The 19,957-nt window shown below is 55.4% G+C and carries 10 protein-coding genes; all 10 read left to right on the top strand.

Translation table 11 applies throughout. The features are described 5' to 3' along the window. Window positions 1-26: 26 nt before the first annotated feature. The 10 genes from BOC67_RS17105 to BOC67_RS17060 are packed head-to-tail and all read left to right on the top strand — an operon-like array spanning window position 27 to window position 19,942. Complete coding sequence (locus BOC67_RS17105) at window positions 27-1,850, top strand: RagB/SusD family nutrient uptake outer membrane protein (protein ID WP_291911859.1); 1,824 nt, start codon at window positions 27-29, stop codon at window positions 1,848-1,850. A gap of 18 nt (window positions 1,851-1,868) precedes the next feature. Then, entirely contained in the window at window positions 1,869-2,789 is a 921-nt protein-coding gene (locus BOC67_RS17100) for a hypothetical protein (protein ID WP_291911858.1), read from the top strand. 49 nt (window positions 2,790-2,838) lie between these two features. Further along, the gene (locus tag BOC67_RS17095) at window positions 2,839-4,482 is read left to right on the top strand and encodes a polysaccharide lyase (protein ID WP_291911857.1); all 1,644 of its coding nucleotides are present in this window, start codon (window positions 2,839-2,841) and stop codon (window positions 4,480-4,482) included. Window positions 4,483-4,530: 48 nt separating this feature from the next. Beyond that, window positions 4,531-7,632, top strand: a complete 3,102-nt coding sequence (locus tag BOC67_RS17090; RefSeq protein ID WP_291911856.1) for a DUF6298 domain-containing protein — start codon at window positions 4,531-4,533, stop codon at window positions 7,630-7,632. Window positions 7,633-7,638: 6 nt separating this feature from the next. After that, a complete protein-coding gene (locus BOC67_RS17085; protein ID WP_291911854.1) occupies window positions 7,639-9,000 on the top strand; it encodes a glycoside hydrolase family 140 protein in 1,362 nt (453 codons plus the stop codon). A gap of 41 nt (window positions 9,001-9,041) precedes the next feature. Continuing rightward, on the top strand, window positions 9,042-9,959 hold the full coding sequence (locus BOC67_RS17080; protein ID WP_291911853.1) for a glycoside hydrolase family 43 protein: 918 nt from the start codon (window positions 9,042-9,044) through the stop codon (window positions 9,957-9,959). Further along, window positions 9,956-11,779: a six-hairpin glycosidase gene (locus BOC67_RS17075; RefSeq protein WP_291911852.1), complete on the top strand. Its 1,824-nt coding sequence runs from the start codon at window positions 9,956-9,958 to the stop codon at window positions 11,777-11,779. Before BOC67_RS17080 ends, BOC67_RS17075 begins: the two co-directional genes overlap by 4 nt. Further along, window positions 11,776-13,392, top strand: a complete 1,617-nt coding sequence (locus BOC67_RS17070) for a glycosyl hydrolase family 65 protein (protein ID WP_291911851.1) — start codon at window positions 11,776-11,778, stop codon at window positions 13,390-13,392. Before BOC67_RS17075 ends, BOC67_RS17070 begins: the two co-directional genes overlap by 4 nt. After that, window positions 13,389-16,142: a glycoside hydrolase family 2 TIM barrel-domain containing protein gene (locus BOC67_RS17065; RefSeq protein WP_291911850.1), complete on the top strand. Its 2,754-nt coding sequence runs from the start codon at window positions 13,389-13,391 to the stop codon at window positions 16,140-16,142. Before BOC67_RS17070 ends, BOC67_RS17065 begins: the two co-directional genes overlap by 4 nt. Next, the gene (locus BOC67_RS17060; protein ID WP_291911849.1) at window positions 16,139-19,942 is read left to right on the top strand and encodes a family 78 glycoside hydrolase catalytic domain; all 3,804 of its coding nucleotides are present in this window, start codon (window positions 16,139-16,141) and stop codon (window positions 19,940-19,942) included. Before BOC67_RS17065 ends, BOC67_RS17060 begins: the two co-directional genes overlap by 4 nt. The last annotated feature ends 15 nt before the right edge of the window (window positions 19,943-19,957 follow it).

Here is a 19,957-nt window from a genome sequence, read left to right as displayed (position 1 = left end):
ATTCCACCACGTTAACAACCACGAAAATGAAATTACTGAAACATATCAAGTTGTCAATGGCGATTGCGGGCGTGAGTTCCCTGATGATGCTGGGCGCCTGCAACAAGGATTTCTTTGAAATTGAGGATCCCAACGGTATTGAAGATGCCGAGATGTGGGAGAGCGAGGGGGCGATTGGCCTCTACCTGAACCGGACTTACTACTTTGTCATTCCGCAATGGCCTACGGTGGGAGGCATCCACAATTCCTCCGATGAAACGAACAACATCAGTCCGGACTTCATGTACGGCCGCCTGCTGGAAAATTCCGTGACGGACATTGGCTCTTCCGCCGATATCAGGAATAACCGGTATGCGGATATACGCCGTTGCAATACCGCCATTGAAGGCATCAATGCCAGCAAAACCTTGCCCAAGGCTTCCCGCGATTTGCTGAAGGCACAGTTCTTCTTCCTCCGCGCCTACACCTACTTCAAACTGGTACGGCTATACGGAGGCGTGCCGCTGGTGTTAAGGGCGCAGGGTCAGGCGGAAGATAACCTGCAGGTGCCGCGTAGTAAAACCAGCGAGTGCATTGCGCAGATAGCCGCCGATTGCGACTCTGCGGCGGCCTTCCTGCCCAAGACCTGGACGGGGAATGATATAGGTCGCGCTACCCGCGCAGCCGCCCTGGCAGTAAAAGCGAAGGCGCTGCTGTATTGGGCCAGCCCGCAGTTCAACATCGGCAACGATGCGAGCCGCTGGCAGAATGCCTACAAAGCCAACAAAGAAGCTTATGAAGCCTGCGTGGCCGACGGGTATGAGCTGATCAGGAATTATGGCGACCTGTTTGTGCAGGAAGATAACAAGGAAATCCTGATCGTCCGCAAGTACACGACCACCAAGGACCTGGGCACGAATACCGAACAGGTTACCCGCCCGAACTCTGAAACCGTTGGCGGTGGCGGTTCCAACCAGCCTACCTGGAACCTCGTGAAAGCATATACGATGAACAACGGTTTGCCGATTACCGATCCTAACTCCGGCTATGACGGCGTGTTGTACTGGCGTAACCGCGATCCCCGCTTTAAAGCGAGCATTTCCTACAACGGGGATGTATGGCCGCTGAGCGGTAAATCAGGCCGTATCCAGTACACCTACAAAGGCGTAGCGGAGGAGAGCAGTTCTTCCATCGTCACCGGGTTTTACTGCAAGCGGTTGTGCAATCCGAGCATCAGTCCGACCCAGGCGTTGTATAACAGCAACAGCGGCGGTGGCAGCGGCATGGATTGGATAGAAATGCGTTTTGCAGAGGTGATCCTCAACCTGGCGGAATGCGCGAACGAAACCGGCAACCTGGCCGAGGCGAAGGATATGGTGCGGCTGATCCGCAAACGTGCCGGTATTGTACAGGGCGCATATGATTACGGTTTAAGTATAGCCAGCGACGTGGTGGCCATGCGCAAACTGCTGCTCAATGAAAGGCAGGTGGAATTTGCCTTTGAAGGGATGCGTTACTACGACCTGCGCCGGACCCGCAACCTGGGGCTGATCACCAACAGGGAGTCCTACATCCCGACGCCATTGTCGCCATACGTGGGCGGTACAGGCGGCTCCAACCCTGATCCTACGAAGATATACCTCGATAAGGTGTACCCTTCAGGCATCAAACCAAGAGATACCCTCAACCTGGAAAATCCGGATACCTACAAGCGCGTGCTGGGTTTAACGCCTACATCCCTGGAAGGTTCGGACGCGATCAGCCTGCCGGATAAATACTACGTATATCCGTTGCCGACCACCTTTACCAGAACGCCTGCCATCCAGCAAACCAATGGCTGGTCCGGCGGAACCTTCGATCCATATCAATAATCTATAACTGCAAACAGAATGACGATTAAAAAATATTTGGTGAGCGCCGTGTGCATCCTGGGGATATTTTCTGCCTGCGAAAAGGAGGCAGACCCCGTGGATGGTAACTATGCCACCGTAACGCTGAATGGCGGCGGTAAAGCCGTTACCGGGGATGTGGCCATCAATCCGGGCGACAGCATCACTTTCGATTTTACCATCACTACCCAGCGGCCGATGGCCTTTGTGGGCATACAGAAAAATCCCGTGAACCATACGGCCTTCCTGGTAAGGGACACGCTGAAAACTGCCACAACTACCTATAGCGCCAGCAAAACGCTGAAGGCGGATACAATCAATGGCAGCTACCTGTACCGCATTGTGGCGCATGACTCCTCCGGTACTTACATCGGTTCCAAAGACCTGGTCATCACCGTGAATCCTGATTTTTACTATTACACCGTGCGGGTGCTGCGGGTACCGGATACGACCGGCAAAACCAATCCCTGCTACATGGCCGCCACGACCGGGGAAACGTTTAGTTATACCACCGGCGCGGCCAATTCCGCGAAAATCGATTTTGGTATCATGTTCGACACCACGGGGCTGGCTTCACCTTCCACGACGGATGACCTGCGCTTTTGCCTGTACGCATTGAGCGCGCCGCAGGGGCAGCTGCCTTTCTATGACCTGGGTAGCTGGACGAAAAATAATACGATTATGAAAAAGGCTACTAGTCCGGCGTTTAATAAATTATTATCAGGGGGAGACCTTAGAGCCGCGGCCAGAACAAACCTCGCTTCAGGGACAACCAGCAAGGTAACCCAACTCGCAGCGGGTAATCTCGTGTTTTTTAAAACGGCCTCCGGAAAAGCCGGTTGCCTCAGTGTCAACTATGTGAACGGTAATTCTCCTGCAGCCAGCAGCTTTATGAACGTGGACATAAAAATAGAACGCTAATTAATATCTTTCCGAATACACAATCTCCGGTGAAATGAAAACAGTCGTAATGAAAAAAGAAGTTCTCCGCCTGGCATTGATGACAACTGTTGGTTTATGTGTTGCATCGAATGTAAAAGCACAGTATCCGCAAATACCTGCCGATGTGCAGCGGGCGGCGGATTCGCTGATGAAAGCCGCCACCAGGCACTCCGACTCTGCCTGGGCCGTAGCATGGCCTATCATCCAGGAAGAGGCCAAACAAGGCAAACCCTTTATTCCATGGGCTTCCCGTGTGGATGAACTCCCGCAGGCGGAAATAGCCGCTTTCCCCGGAGCTGAAGGCGGCGGCAAATATTCCTTCGGGGGCCGCGGCGGAAAAGTATATGTAGTGACCAACCTGAACGATGACGGGCCGGGAAGCTTGCGCTGGGCTTGTGAACAGGGCGGCGCCCGTACGATCGTTTTCAACGTGGCGGGCATCATCCGGCTGAAAACGCCGCTGATCATCCGCGCCCCTTATATCACCATTGCAGGGCAAACGGCGCCTGGCGATGGCGTGTGCATTGCCGGAGAGAGCGTGTGGATCAATACCCATGACGTCATCATCCGCTATATGCGCTTCCGCCGCGGCGAAACCTGGGTGGGCCGCAGGGACGACGCCATTGGCGGCAACCCCGTGGGCAATATCATGATCGATCACGTGTCCGCCACATGGGGCCTGGATGAGAACATGAGTATGTACCGGCATATGTACAACGACAGCACCGGGAAAATTGAAGATAAATTCCCGACGGTCAATATCACCATTCAGAACTCCATCTTCGGCGAGGCGCTGGACACCTGGAACCACGCCTTTGGCAGTACGCTCGGCGGGGAGAACTGTACGTTTATGCGTAACCTCTGGGCCAACAACGCGGGCCGTAACCCTTCCGTAGGCTGGAACGGCGTGTTCAACTTCGTGAACAACGTGGTGTTTAACTGGGTACACCGCAGTATAGACGGGGGTGATTACCGCGCGCAATTCAACATCATCAACAACTACTTCAAACCTGGGCCGGCCACGCCTAAAAACAATGTAGGGCATCGTATCCTGAAGCCTGAAAGCGGCCGCAGTAAATTGAAGTATAAAGTATATGGCCGCGCTTACGTTAACGGAAACATCATGGAAGGCTATCCCGAGATCACTAAAAATAACTGGAACGGCGGGGTGCAGGTAGAAGAAGAAAGCAACGCAGGGGAATACATGGCTAACATCAAATGGCCTAAGCCGCTGCCTATGCCAGGGATTACCATCCTGCCGGCAGAAGAAGCCAAACGTTACGTGCTGGCCAACGCCGGCGCTACCTTGCCCCGCCGCGATGCGGTGGATACCCGCATCGTGAAACAGGTGGCCACCGGCAAGATCGAGTGGGACCCGAAGGTGACGCCGCCGGAAACCCAGTTCAAACATCGCCGCCTGCCGCTGGACTCCTATAAGATAGGCATCATCACGGATGTGAGCCAGGTGGGCGGATACCCGGAGTACAAGGGCGCGCCTTATAAGGACAGCGACAACGACGGGATGCCGGATGATTACGAAAAGAAGAAAGGGCTCAATCCCAACAATGCGGCCGATGCGGCGCAGTATGCCAAATCCGGTTCCGGCTATACGAATATTGAAGAGTACCTCAACAGCGTAGTGCCGCTGGCCAATGTAACACCGGCTAAATAAAGATTAAACAGAGCAATGATAAAGGTGCGATTGTTATTTTCAGAGAAGTTGGCACTGATAGCGGGCATATGCCTGCTATCAGCTGTTTCAGGCTATGCCCAGAAAAAACCGAAACCTGTTCCGCCCATTGCGTTTGCGCAGGGCAGGCTGCAATATGCGCCGGATTCGCTGGGCAACCGTATCCCGGATTTTTCCTACAGCGGCTATAAGGCCGGGGAGGCGGCCATCCCGGAGGCGCCCGTGCGGGTGGTAGTGCCGCTGCAAAGCGGGGACGCTACCCGGCGCATTCAGGCTGCGATTGACTATGTGAGCAAGCTGCCGCTTTCCAAAGCAGGATGGCGGGGCGCAGTGCTATTGCAGGCGGGTAACTACCGCGTGCAGGGGAGCCTGCTCCTGCATACGGCAGGCGTAGTGCTGCGTGGCAGCGGTTTTGGAGATGGGGGCACCATCCTCACCGGCGCGGGGCGGGACAGGGAAACGCTGATCCGCATTGCCGGCAAGGATGACCGGGTGATGAAAGACAGCACCACCATTACAGATACCTATGCGCCGGTGAATACCCGCACGCTGCATGTGGCTACGGATAAGGGATTGCAAACGGGGGACCTGGCCGTGATTACCCGGCCGGGCACGCAGGCATGGATCAACGCACTTGGCACGGATCATTTTGGCGGAGGCATTACCGCCCTCGGCTGGAAGCCCAACCAGCGCAATATAAACTGGATCAGAACAATCACCGTTACCGGTAATAACACCATATCCCTTGATGCGCCCATCACCACCGCCCTTGAGCAGGCGTATGGATACGCTACCCTGGCCACTTTCAGCTGGCCGGGGCGTATTCATGACTGCGGCGTGGAAAACCTGCAGCTGGTGTCCGAGGTGGACGGCAGTAATCCCAAGGATGAAGATCACCGCTGGATGGCCATTACCATGGATAACGTTACCGATGCATGGGTGCGCCAGGTAAGCTTTTCCGGGTTCGCAGGAAGCGCTGTGGCCATTTATGAAAACGCTTCCCGTATTACCGTGGAAGATTGTATCTCCTTACATCCAGTTTCAGAAATAGGGGGGGAGAGAAGAAATACTTTTTTTACAGCAGGGCAGCAAACACTTTTCCAGCGTTGCTATGCAGAGTCCGGGATCCACGATTTCGCGACAGGCTTTTGTGCCGCGGGCCCCAATGCATTCGTGCAATGCGAATCCAGTCGCCCGTATAGTTTCAGCGGCGGGCTGGACAGCTGGGCTTCCGGCGTTTTATTCGACATCGTCCAGGTGGATGGCAACGCCATCAGTTTCATGAACCGCGGCCAGGACGGACAAGGGGCCGGGTGGAATATAGCCAATTCCGTACTCTGGAATTGCAGCGCCGCGCGGATCGACTGCTATGCGCCGCCTACGGCTCAAAACTGGGCGCTGGGCTCCTGGAGCCAGTTTGCCGGCGATGGCTACTGGGGTGAATCCAATAACAGCATAGAGCCGAGGAGCCTGTACTACCAGCAACTAAAAGAGCGTACAGGCGTGGCCGATATATCGCGCCAGCTGATGCTGACAGAAACGGACGCCAGTAGTAGTCCGTCGGTGGCTACGGCCGCCGCGCTCACCCAGGCCGCCCGCACTCCCGCCAAAACATTAAAAGCATTTATTTACGAAGCGCCACAGCGTAATCCTATCAGCATACAGGCTGCCGGCGTAAAAACGATTGACCAGCTGGTGCGCCTGCCTGTGGAGGAACAGCCTGCAACAACGGCCGCTATTCATTTGCAAAACGGCTGGCTGGTAAGCGAGGGCGCTATTGCCACGGGCCGCCGCATCAGCGTGCCGTGGTGGAACGGCAGCGCCAGGCCGTATGGGCGGCTGGCCGCAGGCCCGGCCATCACCCGCTTTGTGCCGGGGCGTACAGGCCGCGGCTGGACGGACGACCTGGCAGCGCTGGCAGATACGATGCTGCTGCGCCGCACCATTGCCGTAGAGCAGAACTACGGCTTGTGGTATGACCGCCGCCGGGATGATCATGAGCGCATCCGCCGTATGAACGGCGAGGTATGGGCGCCTTTTTACGAACTGCCCTTTGCCAGAACAGGCCGGGATACCGCCTGGGATGGGTTAAGCAAATACGACCTGACTAAATACAACCACTGGTACTGGAACCGCCTGAAGCAGTTTGCCGACCTGGCGGATCAGCGGGGGCTCCTGCTGGTGCACCAGATGTATTTCCAACATAATATCCTGGAAGCGGGCGCGCATTATGCGGACTTCCCCTGGCGCGCGGCCAACAACGTCAACAACGCAGGCTTCCCTGAGCCGGTGCCTTATGCGGGCGACAAGCGCATTTTCATGGCGGAGCAGTTTTACGACACTACGCACCCGGTGCGGCGGGCCCTGCACCAGCAGTACATCCGCCAGTGCCTGGATAATTTTGCCGGCAACAAAGGCGTGATACAGCTGACGGGCGAAGAGTTTACAGGGCCGCTGCATTTTGTGCAGTTCTGGCTCAACACCATTCGCGCCTGGGAAGCGGAAAAGGGGCAGCGGCCGCTGATAGGCCTCAGCGCTACCAGGGATGTACAGGATGCTATCCTCAACGATCCTGCGTATAATCAACTGATCGACGTGATTGATATCAGGTACTGGTACTACCAGGCAAACGGTACCGCCTACACGCCGCAGGGAGGCCAGCACCTGGCCCCGCGGCAGCATGCGCGGCTCCTGAAGCCCAAAAGCACCTCCGCCGGGCAGGTGTACCGCGCGGTGCTGGAATACCGGCTGCGCTTCCCGGAGAAGGCGGTGATCTATTCCGCCGACGCCTGGGATAAATTCGGCTGGGCGGTACTGATGGCCGGCGGCTCCCTGCCGGTAGTAACGGCAAAGGATAAACGATTTTTATCGGCGGCTGCCGGCATGCGGCCGGTGGCAACCGCTGACGGGCAATGGGTGCTGGCGGGGGAGCAGGGCCGGTTGGTGTACACGGAAAACGGCCGCGTAAATGCGGACCTCGCGCAAAGCAACGGGAGATATACTATTAACTGGATCAATACCGCTACCGGCGAAGTGCTGGCTACCAAAGAGGTAGCGCAGGGCGGTAAAGCCGTACAGCTGAACAAGCCTGCCAACGGCAGCTGGGCGCTGTGGCTGAAAAAAACAGGATAACAGGTTATGAAAAAATGGATATTGGCAATAGGCGTATTCGTATATGCGGCAGCGTTATCCGCACAGACGGCGCTGCCTTTGAAAGTAGCGGAAAATAAACGCTACCTCGTTACCGCTGACGGCAAGCCCTTCTTTTGGCTGGGCGACACCGGCTGGCTGCTGTTCGTGAAATGCACCCGGGAAGAGGCGGTGAAATACCTGGATACCCGCAAGCGGCAAGGGTTTAATGTGATACAGGTCATGCTGCTGCACGACGTGCGGAAAGCAAAAAATGCCTATGGCGATTCCGCCCTGATCAACGGAGACGTATCCCGCCCGCACCTGACGGCGGACCCGCATAACTACTGGAACCATATCAGCTTTGTGATCGATGAAGCCGCCAAACGCGGGATGTACCTGGCGCTGGTGCCGGTATGGGGCAGCAATGTGAAAGCCGGCTATGTGACGGCAGAACAGGCGGCGGCCTACGCGCGCTTCCTTACCTCGCGTTTTGGCAGCAAGCCTAATATCATTTGGGTAAATGGCGGCGATATCCGCGCGACGGAAGGGATGGAGGTCTGGCAGACCATTGGCCAAACGCTGCGGCAGAACGATGCGCAGCACCTGATCACCTACCACCCACGGGGGCGCTATTCTTCTTCAGAATGGTTCCACCAGGCGCCCTGGCTGGACTTCAATATGTTCCAGAGCGGGCACAGGACCTATGCGCAGGATACCAGCGCCAATGATAAAAACCATTACGGGGAAGACAACTGGAAATACGTGGAAGCGGACTATCGTTTGCAGCCCGCCAAGCCGGTGCTGGATGGAGAGCCTTCCTACGAAAATATTCCACATGGGCTGCACGACAGCCTGGAAGTACGCTGGAATGCGGCGGACCTCCGCCGGTACGGCTATTGGAGCGTGTTTGCAGGCGGGGCTGGATTTACCTACGGGGAAAATGCCGTGATGCAGTTTCATTCGAAGGGCGACGAAGGCGCGAACTACGGGGTGAATATGGACTGGGAAAAAGCGATTAACAGCCCGGGCGCCAACCAGATGCAGTACCTGAAGCAGCTGATAGAATCCCGCAGGTACCTGGACCGCCAACCGGCGCAGGAGCTGCTGCCGGAGAACAATGGCGCGCAGTACGAGCACCTGGTAGCGACGAAAGGCCGTGACTACGCTTATGTATATACGTTTACCGGCCACCCGTTTAAAGTGGATCAGGCGAAGTTGGGATTCCGCGTGGGAAAGGCGGCCTGGTATGATCCGGCCAGCGGTAGGTACCGCAAAGCGACGCCTGATCAGCGCGCAGCGGTGGTGAGTTATACGCCGCCGGCAGGGAGAGAGAATGGAAGTGATTGGGTGCTGGTATTGGAAAAATAGCATTTGGCGCAAAGCTGACCAGTAAAATAATTGATACCATTATGCCTAAACCGCTTTTATATATCCTGCTCGGATTAGTTGCTGCACTTACCGCATGCTCCCGCCGGGCTTACCTTTTCACCTCTTTCAGGGAGCCCGCCACAGACGGCCTCCGGCTGCTCTATTCCTACGACGGTTACCGATGGAAGGATATGGATACCGTATTCCTGCGGCCGGAAGCAGGCGCCCAAAAAGTAATGCGGGACCCCAGCATGGCGCTGGGGCCGGACGGAACTTTTTACCTGGTATGGACCAGCAGCTGGCGCAATGATCAGGGCTTTGGGTATGCCACTTCCAGGGATTTGCTGCACTGGTCCCAACAGGGGCAGCTACCCGTGATGCAGGGCACAGGCGCGGTAAACGTATGGGCGCCGGAGTTATACTATGACCAGGCCGCCAGGGACATGAAGGTGGTATGGGCTTCCTGCATCCCGGGCAAGTTTGCCAAAGGGTTGGAGGAGGATAGTAACAACCACCGGCTGTATTATACACGTACAAAGGATTTACAGCATTTCGGGAAGAGTGAATTGTTCTTTGATCCGGGATACAGCGTCATTGATGCGGTGATTGTGCGGCAGTCCAAGCACCGATACGTACTGGTATTTAAGGATAATACAAGACCGGAGCGGGACCTGAAGGTAGCGCATGGCCGTAGTCCGCTGGGGCCATGGAGCAACGTTTCAGCGCCGTTTACCGGTAAACTCACGGAAGGGCCTTCCGTGGTGAAGCTTAAAAATAAATGGCTGATCTATTACGATGCCTACGGCAAAAAGACGTATGAAGCGGTTGAAACCGCGGACTTCAGAACCTTCCGGCCGGTGGAAAATATTGCGCTGCCGGAAGGCCACAAGCACGGTACGATTGTGCCGGTGAAAAGGAAAGTAGTAGACGGCCTGTTGAAACAACTCGGAAAACCATGAAGCTGATCAGGATGAGCTGCCTGGTATTGTCCGCCTGTATGCTGCCTCTATTTGCAGCGGCGCAGGATACGGTACGGTACACCGGCGCCACGTTATCGAATGTAGACTACCACCATGGCCAGTTATCGCCGGCCATCGGGGTGCATAATATCCAAACCATGCGGGCCAACCGCGGCGATACCGGCGTTACCAGCTGGACGTACAACCATGCGCCCATGCTGGCCTACTGGCAGCGCCGCTTTTACCTGGAATACCTCAGCAACCCCGTTGGCGAGCACGTGCCGCCGGGCCGCACGTTGCTGCAATCCTCGGCGGATGGCTACCATTGGAGTACGCCGGTGGTCATCTTCCCGGAATACAAAATACCGGATGGCTTTGTGAAGCCGGGCCGCAAGGATACTGCCCGCAACAGCCTGGCGGTGATGCACCAGCGCATCGGCTTTTATACTTCCAAATCCAACCGGTTGTTTGCCCTGGGGTATTACGGCATTGTACTGGGTGCGAAGGATGACCCGAACGATGGCAACGGCATTGGCCGCGTGATCCGGGAAATCAAGGCGGACGGGAGCTTCGGGCCGGTGTACTTCCTCCGGTACAACCACCAGTTCAATGAAAAGAACACCAGCTATCCTTTTTATAAATCCTCAAAGGACAAGGGATTGATCGCCGCCTGTGAGGAGATATTGCATAACGGCCTGCTGATGCAGCAGATGGTAGAAGAATCCGACCGCAATGATGAACTGATCCCTTTAAAGAAAGACTTCAAGGCCATGAGCTACTATCACCTGCCGGACGGGCGGGTGGCGGGCCTCTGGAAATACGCGCTGACGAGCATTTCCACGGATGAAGGCCGCAGCTGGCAATATAACCCAACCCGGGCGCCGGGCTTTGTAAATGCCAATGCAAAAATATGGGGGCAGCGTACTTCGGATGGCCGCTATGCCACCGTGTACAACCCGTCGGAATTTCGTTGGCCCCTCGCCGTTAGTACCAGCGCAGATGGCCTTAATTATACCAACCTCTTGCTGGTCAACGGGGAGATATCCGCCCTGCGCTATGGCGGCGCTTATAAAAGCTATGGCCCTCAGTATGTAAGGGGCATCCAGGAGATGGATGGCCATCCGCCGGATGGGCATATGTGGGTGACCTACAGCATGAACAAGGAGGATATTTGGGTGAGTAAGATACCGGCGCCGGTGATCGACAAGCAGACGGAAGATGTGCAGGAAGTATTTGCGGATATGCCGGCGGAGCAAACCCTCCGGTACTGGAATATTTATAGTCCGCTCTGGTGCAGGGTGGCAATGGAAGGCGGGGCGCTGGCGTTGAGGGACAGTGATCCGTTTGATTACGCGAAGGCCGAGCGGGTATTCCCCGAAGGCCGGCAGGTACAACTGGAATGCAGTATTACCCCGCAGCAGGATAGCACCGGCCTCCTGGAAATAGAGGTGACGGACCCCAAAGGCAGTCCCTGCCTGCGTTTGATATTGGATAGTACCGGTACCGTATATACGAAACAAGGTTACCGGAACCGGAGTATAGGGCGCTATAAATCCGGCGAGCGGTTAAAAATAAAACTGGACATTAACACCGCTACCCGCTTTTACACCGTGCAGCTCAATGATGCCAGGCCGGTGTTGAACGTGTACTTTGCGCCGGTGGCCAGCGTGAACCGCATCGTATTTCGTACAGGCCATACCGTGAGATTCCCGGATGCCGATACGCCAACGGACCAGGATTATGACCTGCCGGCGGCGGACAGCAAGGCGCCGGAAGCCCGTTACCTGATTCATTACCTGAAAACTGCTACACGCCCATGAGGAAGAGAATAATGATTGCTTTGCTGCTGCTTTCCGGGATGGCCGGCGCGCAGCCGAAACACCAGGAGAAGGCGGCGGGATTGCATTCTTCCGGCCATGCGGCCGGAAGGGCCAACCAGGGACAGCACCTTTCCGGCCATGCGGGCAAGCCCATGGTATTGCGCTTTGCGGATTTTAAGCATTACGTTTCCTACTTCAATACCATGGAAGATGAAAACATAAAGCAGGCTATCCCGAACGACGGCGCCGCTGCGTGGATGCAGGAGAACATTCCCTTATTCGAATGCCCGCAGCAAAATTTCGAGGAGCTGTATTATTACCGCTGGTGGACCTTGCGCAAGCACATCAAGCATACTGAAAAAGGTTATGTGTTCACGGAGTTCCTTATCCAGCGTTCCTATGCGGACAAGTACAACCTGATTTCCAGCGCGTTGGGGCACCATATTTACGAATCCAGGTGGCTGCATAATCCGCAGTACATGAACGATAACCTGCACACCTGGTACCGGGGTAATAACGGCGGCCCTATGAAGAAGCTGCGCTTTTACAGCAGCTGGAATATAGACGCCATTTACAACCGCTACCTGGTAAACAACGATGCCTCCTTCGTGAAGGACCTGTTCCCTGACCTGGAAAAGGATTACAGCGCCTGGGAAGCAGAGCGCCGCCTGCCCTCCGGCCTGTACTGGCAATACGATGTGCGGGACGCCATGGAAGAAACCATCAGCGGGGGGCGCAAGGAAAAGAATGCAAGGCCTTCCATCAACAGCTACATGTACGGCAATGCCCGGGCATTGGCAAGCATAGCAACAATGAACGGAGAGCCGGCCAAAGCGGAGCTTTACAACAGGAAAGCCGATACGATCAAACAGCTGGTGCAATCCAAACTCTGGAACGCCGGCCAGGAATTTTTTGAAGTGCTGAAAGAAGCGGATACCCTTTCCGCGGTGAAGGAAGAGATCGGGTTTATACCCTGGTATTTCCACCTGCCGGACCCTGCGTACAGCGTGGCCTGGCGCAGTTTAACGGATACGAAAACCTTTTGCGCGCCTTTCGGCATCACGACGGCGGACAGGAGCCACCCCGCGTTCCGCAGCCACGGCTGCTGCAAATGCGAGTGGGATGGAGCGGTATGGCCTTTTGCCACCGCGCAGACGTTGACGGCGCTGGCCAATGAACTGAACAGCGGTCGCGCCGCTGGAATTGCGGACAGCAATTACTTCCGCCTCCTGCAAACCTACGTGGAATCCCAGTACTACCGTGGCCGCCCGTACATCGGCGAGTACCTGGACGAAAAGACCGGCTACTGGCTGAAAGGGGATGAGGAGCGGAGCCGCTACTACAATCATTCCACCTTTAATGACCTGATCATCACCGGCCTGGCAGGCCTCCGCCCCGCGCCGGGCAATGAAATAACCGTACATCCCTTGTTGCCGGCAGGTACCTGGGATTGGTTTTGCCTGGATAATGTGCTGTACCATGGTAAATACCTCACCATCATCTGGGATAAGGATGGTACCCGGTACAAAAAAGGAAAAGGATTAAGCCTATGGGTTAACGGAAAAAAAGTGGCTGCCTCGCCTGAGTTGCAGCCTGTTGTTGGGAAGTTATGAGCAAGCGCTGGTACATCACGATATGGTTTCACCTGTTACTGCTGCCCGCCCTGGCGCAGCAGACGGAAAAAGTGTACCTCAGCGGTACAGGTAGCGACGATGCCGTGCCCTGGCAGTTTTACTGCACGGAGGGTAGGAACGCCGGTAAATGGACGACGATCCCCGTGCCGTCCTGCTGGGAGTTACAGGGCTTTGGGAAATACAATTACGGTTTTGCGAAGGACAGTGCGAGGGGGCGGGAGTCCGGCCTGTATAAATTCGCGTTCGACGTGCCGGCGCGATGGAAAAATAAATCCATCAACCTGGTATTTGAAGGCGTGATGACGGATGCCACGGTGAAGGTGAACGGCCAGCCGGCGGGGCCTATGCACCAGGGCGCATTTTATGCCTTTAAGTACGACATTACGCCGTTACTGCAATACGGCAAAAAGAATACGCTGGAAGTAAAGGTGGATAAGCATTCGGCCAATGAGTCCGTGAATGCGGCGGAGCGCCGGGGCGACTACTGGATTTTCGGCGGCATCTTCCGGCCGGTATGGCTGGAGGTACTACCTGCTACGCATATACGAAGTTTAAGTATCAACGCCGCAGCGGATGGCACGTTTGCGGCCACGGTGGCCACCACCGGCGATGCGGACAGCCTCGCGGTTGCGGTATATGATCGCGACGGTAAAGCGCTGGGTTTTACGGCAGGCCTTAAAGCCTCCGGCGGGTTTGTGGTAAACCGGCAGATGGCATCGCCGGTACTGTGGAACCCCGAGGCGCCGTACCGTTACAGGGCTATATTTTCTCTCTATAAAAATAACCAGCTGGCACATGTTGTCAGCCAGCCTGTCGGATTCAGGACCGTTACGTTGCGACAACGGGATGGGATATACGTAAATGGCGTGAAGGTAAAAATGAAAGGGGTGAACCGCCATTCCTTCCGGCCGGAAACCGGGCGTACGCTGAGCGTCCGCAACAGCGTGGAGGATGTGCTCCTCATCAAAGAGATGAACATGAACGCGGTGCGCATGAGCCATTACCCGCCGGATGATCACTTCCTGGAGGCCTGCGATTCCCTGGGGCTGTTTGTGATGGACGAACTGGCCGGCTGGCACGGGCACTATGATACGCCTACCGGTACAAAACTGCTGCGGGAAATGATGGCGCATGACGCGAACCATCCGTCCATTGTGCTGTGGGCCAATGGCAACGAAGGCGGGCATAACCGGGACCTGGATTCCCTCTTCTATGCCTGGGACCCGCAACAGCGGCCGCTGCTGCATCCCTGGGAATTGTTTAACGGCATTGAAACGCAGCACTACCGCGAGTATAATTATGGGATTGGGAATTACAATAACGGCCCGGAAGTGGTCATGCCTACGGAATTCCTGCATGGGCAATTCGACGGAGGCCATGGGGCCGGGCTGGAAGATTACTGGGAAATGATGTGGCATGATCCGCTGAGCGCCGGCGGCTTCCTGTGGGACTTCGCTGACCAGGGCGTGGTGCGCAGGGACCTCCGCGATTCGCTGGACACGGATAAGCATCGCGGGGCGGACGGTATCCTGGGGCCTCACCACGAAAAGGAAGCCAGCTTTTACAGTATCAAAGACATCTGGAGCCCGGTGTATATCGCCAGGCGGGAAATAGCGCCGGGATTTGACGGCCGGTTTATGCTGGAAAATCGATACCACTTTACCAACCTGCAAGCATGCCGCTTTACGTGGAAGCTGAAGCGACTGGATACCGGCCGGGAAGTGAGCGGTAACGCCGCATCGCCGGACATGGCGCCATTGCAGCAAGGCACGCTGCAGGTACCGCTTCCCGCGGACTGGCATCACTACGACGTATTGCAATTACAGGTAACGGATAGCCATGGCCGTGAGATATTATCGCGCACCTACGCGGTACGCCGGCCTGCGGCAGTAGCGGCGGACCTGGTGCAGCTTTCCGGGAATCATCCTATTCATACCACGGACCAAGACTCCCTGCTCATGGTTACAGCAGGAGATGTGAAAGTGACATTTAATATGAATACTGGTTTGCTGGCTAAGGTGGTGAATGCCCAAGGGGATATTCCGCTGGCCGCTGGTCCTTTAATTGTGGAAGGGACAAATAATTTTGCTAAATTATCGCGGCGCGAAGAGAACGGGCAGCTGATACTGGAATCCGCCTTCCATCAGAAGGAGCATTACAATACCCTCCGGTGGACGATCTATCCCTCCGGCTGGGTGCGGCTGGACCTGCACTATTTTCCTGCGTCATATTTCACCAATTATGTGGGCGCTACTTTTTCCTTTCCGGAAAAGGAGATCACTGGTGTTACGTACATGGGCGACGGGCCCTACCGCGTATGGAAAAACCGCCGCAAGGGCGTACAGCTGGGCATCTGGAACAAGCCGTATAACAATACCGAAACCGGGGAATGGCCATGGGTGTACCCGGAATTTAAAGGATACCATGCCAACCTTTACTGGGCTACGTTTCATATGAAAGGCAATAGTTTTAAGGTGGTTACCACCACGGAAAACCTGTTCCTGCGGTTGTTTACGCCCGCCTGGAAAACGGACCAGTGGCATAATTACGAGCCGCTGTTCCCGCCCGGAGATATATCATTTTTGCAGGGCATCAGCAGTATTGGCACCAAGACGCAGCGTAATGAAACAACGGGCCCTATGGGCGGAAAAAATATTTTTTACGATTATGAAAAGGAGCCTTCCCGGGCTTTATCTATGACATTATATTTTGATTTTTCTGGGAAATGAGAAAAGTAACTTTCCAATTAACACTGCTGCTGGCCTGCCTTTGCGGCGCCTTTACCGTACTGGGGCAGGTTACCGTGAAGGAGCTGCGTTGCGAAGGGCTGAAAGATCCGGCCGGTATTGATGCAGTTGCACCGCGGCTCAGCTGGCAGCTGCAATCTACGCAGCGGGATGTGCAGCAAACGGCCTACCAGGTGCTGGTGGCCTCTTCCAAAGCGTTGTTAGACAAAAATGTCGGGGACCTCTGGAACAGCGGCGTCATTAACTCGGATGCCTCCCTGCATATCCGCTATGGGGGGAAGTCGCTACAAAGCCGCCAGGCCTGCTACTGGAAAGTGAAAGCCTGGACCAGTAAAGGACAAACGCCATGGAGCACCGTGCATAGCTTCAGTATGGGGCTGTTGCAACCGGGCGACTGGAGAGCCCGCTGGATCGGGTATGATCATGCTTCGCCGTACGACAGCATTTCCCAATGGTCCCGTTTATCCGCACGCTATTTCCGCAAAGCTTTTACCGCAAAGGGCGGCGTGAAGCGCGCCACCGTATATGCGTCCGGGTTAGGCGTGTATGCCCTCAGCATCAACGGCAAGCGCATTAACAGCTATGGACTAACGCCTGCGCCTACTGATTTTGGCAAAACGGTGTTGTATAATACATTTGATGTTACGGGAGAGATAACAGCTTCCAATGTGATCAGCACGGTCGTAGGTAACGGACGCTACTTCACGATGCGCCAAAACTACAAGCCCGCCAAACACGTTACCTACGGATATCCCAAATTATTACTGCAGCTGGAAATTGAATATCGCAACGGCGAAAAGCAGGTAGTGGCTACGGACGAAACCTGGAAGCTCAATGTAGACGGCCCTATCCGGACTAACAACGATTACGACGGGGAAGAATATGACGCCAGGAAGGAATGGGCTAACTGGCAGCAACCGGGCTTTGACGATCGCAACTGGCTGCAGCCGGAACTGGTGGATAGTCCGGGCGGGGAGTTACGCGCCCAGATGATACCGCCGGTGAAGATCATGCAAACCCTGCGCCCTGCGTCCATTAAGGATTTGGGTAAGGGGAGATATATACTGGATATGGGCCAGAACTTCGCGGGCTGGCTGAAGATAAAAGTCAACGGTAAGCCGGGGGAAACGGTGACGCTGAAATTTGCCGAGAGCCTCCAACCCGACGGGCAGCTGTATGTGGCCAACCTCCGCGACGCGAAGGTAACGGATAAGTACACACTAAAAGGGGGCGGGCCGGAAACCTGGCAACCGACGTTTGTGTACCATGGCTTCCGTTATGCGGAAGTAAGCGGGTTCCCCGGGACGCCCAGCCTCAGCGACTTTGAAGGAGAGGTGTTGTATGACGACATGGCGACTACCGGTACTTTCGAATGCTCCGACCCCATCATCAACGCCGTGCATAGGAATGCCTGGTGGGGCATTGCCTCCAATTATAAAGGCATGCCGATGGACTGCCCGCAACGCAACGAGCGCCAGCCCTGGCTGGGCGACCGTGCTACAGGCGCTGCGGGAGAGGCTTTCCTGTTCAATAATGCCGCCCTTTACGCCAAATGGCTGAACGATATTGAAGATGCGCAAACGCCGGAAGGCGCTCTGCCGGATATAGCGCCGGCCTACTGGCGGTATTACTCCGATAACATCACCTGGCCGGGCACTTACCTGATGGTGGCCGATATGCTTTACCGCCAGTATGGCGATGAACAGGCTATAGTGCGGCATTACCCCTCCATGAAAAAATGGATGGATTATATGAAAAACAAATACCTGAAAAATGGTATTATGACGAAGGATAAGTATGGGGACTGGTGCGTGCCGCCTGAAAACCTGCGCAGTATTCATGCGAAGGACAGTGCGCGTATTACGAATGGAGCCTTACTATCCACCGCTACCTATTATTACCTGCTTGGCATGATGCAGCGGTTTGCGGCCATTGCTCATTCGGAGGCGGACATCCCCACGTACCAGCAACTGCGTGATTCCGTGCGGGATGCCTTCAATCAAAAATTCTTTAAGGCGGATAAGAAGTATTACGACAACAACACGGTTACTGCGAACCTCCTGCCACTGTATTTTGACATGACGCCGGAAGGCCAGCGGGAGGCCGTGTTTAATAGCCTGTACAACAAAATTAAGGTCGCGGATAAAATGCATATCAGTACCGGCGTGATCGGTACCCAATGGCTGCTGCGGGGGCTGAGCAACTTCCAGCGGAGCGACATCGCCTTTACCCTTGCCAGCAACGATACTTACCCCAGCTGGGGCTATATGGTTAAAAACGGGGCCACTACTATCTGGGAACTCTGGAACGGCAATACGGCCAACCCGGAAATGAATTCCCAAAATCATGTGATGCTGTTGGGCGACTACCTGATATGGCTATACGAAAACCTGGCAGGTATTAAGAGCGATGCCAGCGGGATAGCATTCAAGCGCCTCGTGATGAAGCCGGAAAACATTGATGGACTGGACTTTGTGAACGCTGCTTACCAAAGCGCTTACGGAACAGTTGGCAGCAGCTGGAAAAAAAGCATCGGGGATTTTAACTGGCAAATCAGTCTCCCCGCTAATACTTCCGCGCTGGCGTACATCCCGGCCAATGACAGCGCCGGCATTACGGAAGGCGGTAAGCCGCTGGCCAAAGCCGCCGGTGTGCGATTCCTCCGTATGGAAGGCCGGTACGCCGTTTTGGAGCTGCGTTCCGGTACTTACCAGTTGCGTTCGGTTTTTAGTGGTAGAAAAGGGGTGGTGAGAGATGAATTTATTTTCCGGCGGGCAAGCTTCCCGGAAAGTCATGCCGCCACCCTTGCGGAAACGCCGGAGGGCCTGGTGGCCGCCTGGTTTGGCGGTACCAAAGAAGGATTCAGGGATGTGTGCATCTGGACCAGTCACTTTAAAAACGGAGGCTGGACGACGCCCGTGATGGTGGCGGACGGCGTATTGAACGACTCGACCCGGTACGCATGTTACAACCCGGTATTATATTATACGCCGGAAAAGGAGCTGCTCCTGTTTTATAAGATAGGCCCCAACGTAGCCGGGTGGACGGGCTGGATGATGCGGTCCCGCGACAACGGTAAAACATGGAGTCAGCGGGAAGCCCTGCCGGAAGGCTTTCTCGGCCCGATCAAAAACAAGCCCGTGCTGCTGGATGGCCGGCTGATCTGCCCTTCCAGTACGGAAAGAGACGGCTGGCGGGCGCACCTGGAAATAACTACGGACTACGGCAAAACCTGGACGAAAACAGGCCCGCTCAACGATGGTAAAACGGTGAGCGCCATTCAACCTTCGCTGCTAACCTATGCGGATGGCCGCTGGCAGCTGATGTGCCGCAGTAAAAACCGGACCATCAATGAAACGTGGAGTACGGATCATGGCAAAACGTGGAGCCCTATGACTGCTTCGCCTTTACCGAATAACAATTCCGGCACGGATGCCGTGACGTTGAAGGACGGCCGGCAGCTGCTGGTGTACAACCATGTGAAGCCCGCGCCGGAATTGAAGAATGGCAAAGGGGCGCGTACGCCGCTGAATGTAGCCGTATCAAAAGACGGCAAACAGTGGAGTGCAGCCGTGGTGCTGGAAGATTCGCCCGTGAGTCAATATTCCTATCCATCCGTTATCCAAACCAGCGATGGACTGGTACACATCGTGTACACCTGGCGCAGGGAGCGGATCAAGCATGTGGTCCTCGATCCGGCTAAACTGGAACTGAAGCCCATTGAAAACGGGCAATGGCCGGGCAATAATCCGGATGACGCGGCCAATGCATCGGAAGAATAATTAAAAGTTATAGTT

The organism is Chitinophaga sp. CB10 (assembly GCA_001870995.2).
Classification (GTDB): domain Bacteria; phylum Bacteroidota; class Bacteroidia; order Chitinophagales; family Chitinophagaceae; genus Chitinophaga.
The sequence above is the reverse complement of the archived record's forward strand: the minus strand, read 5'-3'. Positions and strand labels throughout refer to the sequence as shown.

Bases quoted from the DNA above. Each gene is read 5' to 3' on its own strand.
- BOC67_RS17085 (WP_291911854.1), top strand. From the start codon at position 7,639: ATGAAAAAATGGATATTGGCAATAGGCGTATTCGTATATGCGGCAGCG.
- BOC67_RS17080 (WP_291911853.1), top strand. From the start codon at position 9,042: ATGCCTAAACCGCTTTTATATATCCTGCTCGGATTAGTTGCTGCACTT.
- BOC67_RS17105 (WP_291911859.1), top strand. From the start codon at position 27: ATGAAATTACTGAAACATATCAAGTTGTCAATGGCGATTGCGGGCGTG.
- BOC67_RS17070 (WP_291911851.1), top strand. From the start codon at position 11,776: ATGAGGAAGAGAATAATGATTGCTTTGCTGCTGCTTTCCGGGATGGCC.
- BOC67_RS17075 (WP_291911852.1), top strand. From the start codon at position 9,956: ATGAAGCTGATCAGGATGAGCTGCCTGGTATTGTCCGCCTGTATGCTG.
- BOC67_RS17065 (WP_291911850.1), top strand. From the start codon at position 13,389: ATGAGCAAGCGCTGGTACATCACGATATGGTTTCACCTGTTACTGCTG.
- BOC67_RS17100 (WP_291911858.1), top strand. From the start codon at position 1,869: ATGACGATTAAAAAATATTTGGTGAGCGCCGTGTGCATCCTGGGGATA.
- BOC67_RS17095 (WP_291911857.1), top strand. From the start codon at position 2,839: ATGAAAAAAGAAGTTCTCCGCCTGGCATTGATGACAACTGTTGGTTTA.
- BOC67_RS17060 (WP_291911849.1), top strand. From the start codon at position 16,139: ATGAGAAAAGTAACTTTCCAATTAACACTGCTGCTGGCCTGCCTTTGC.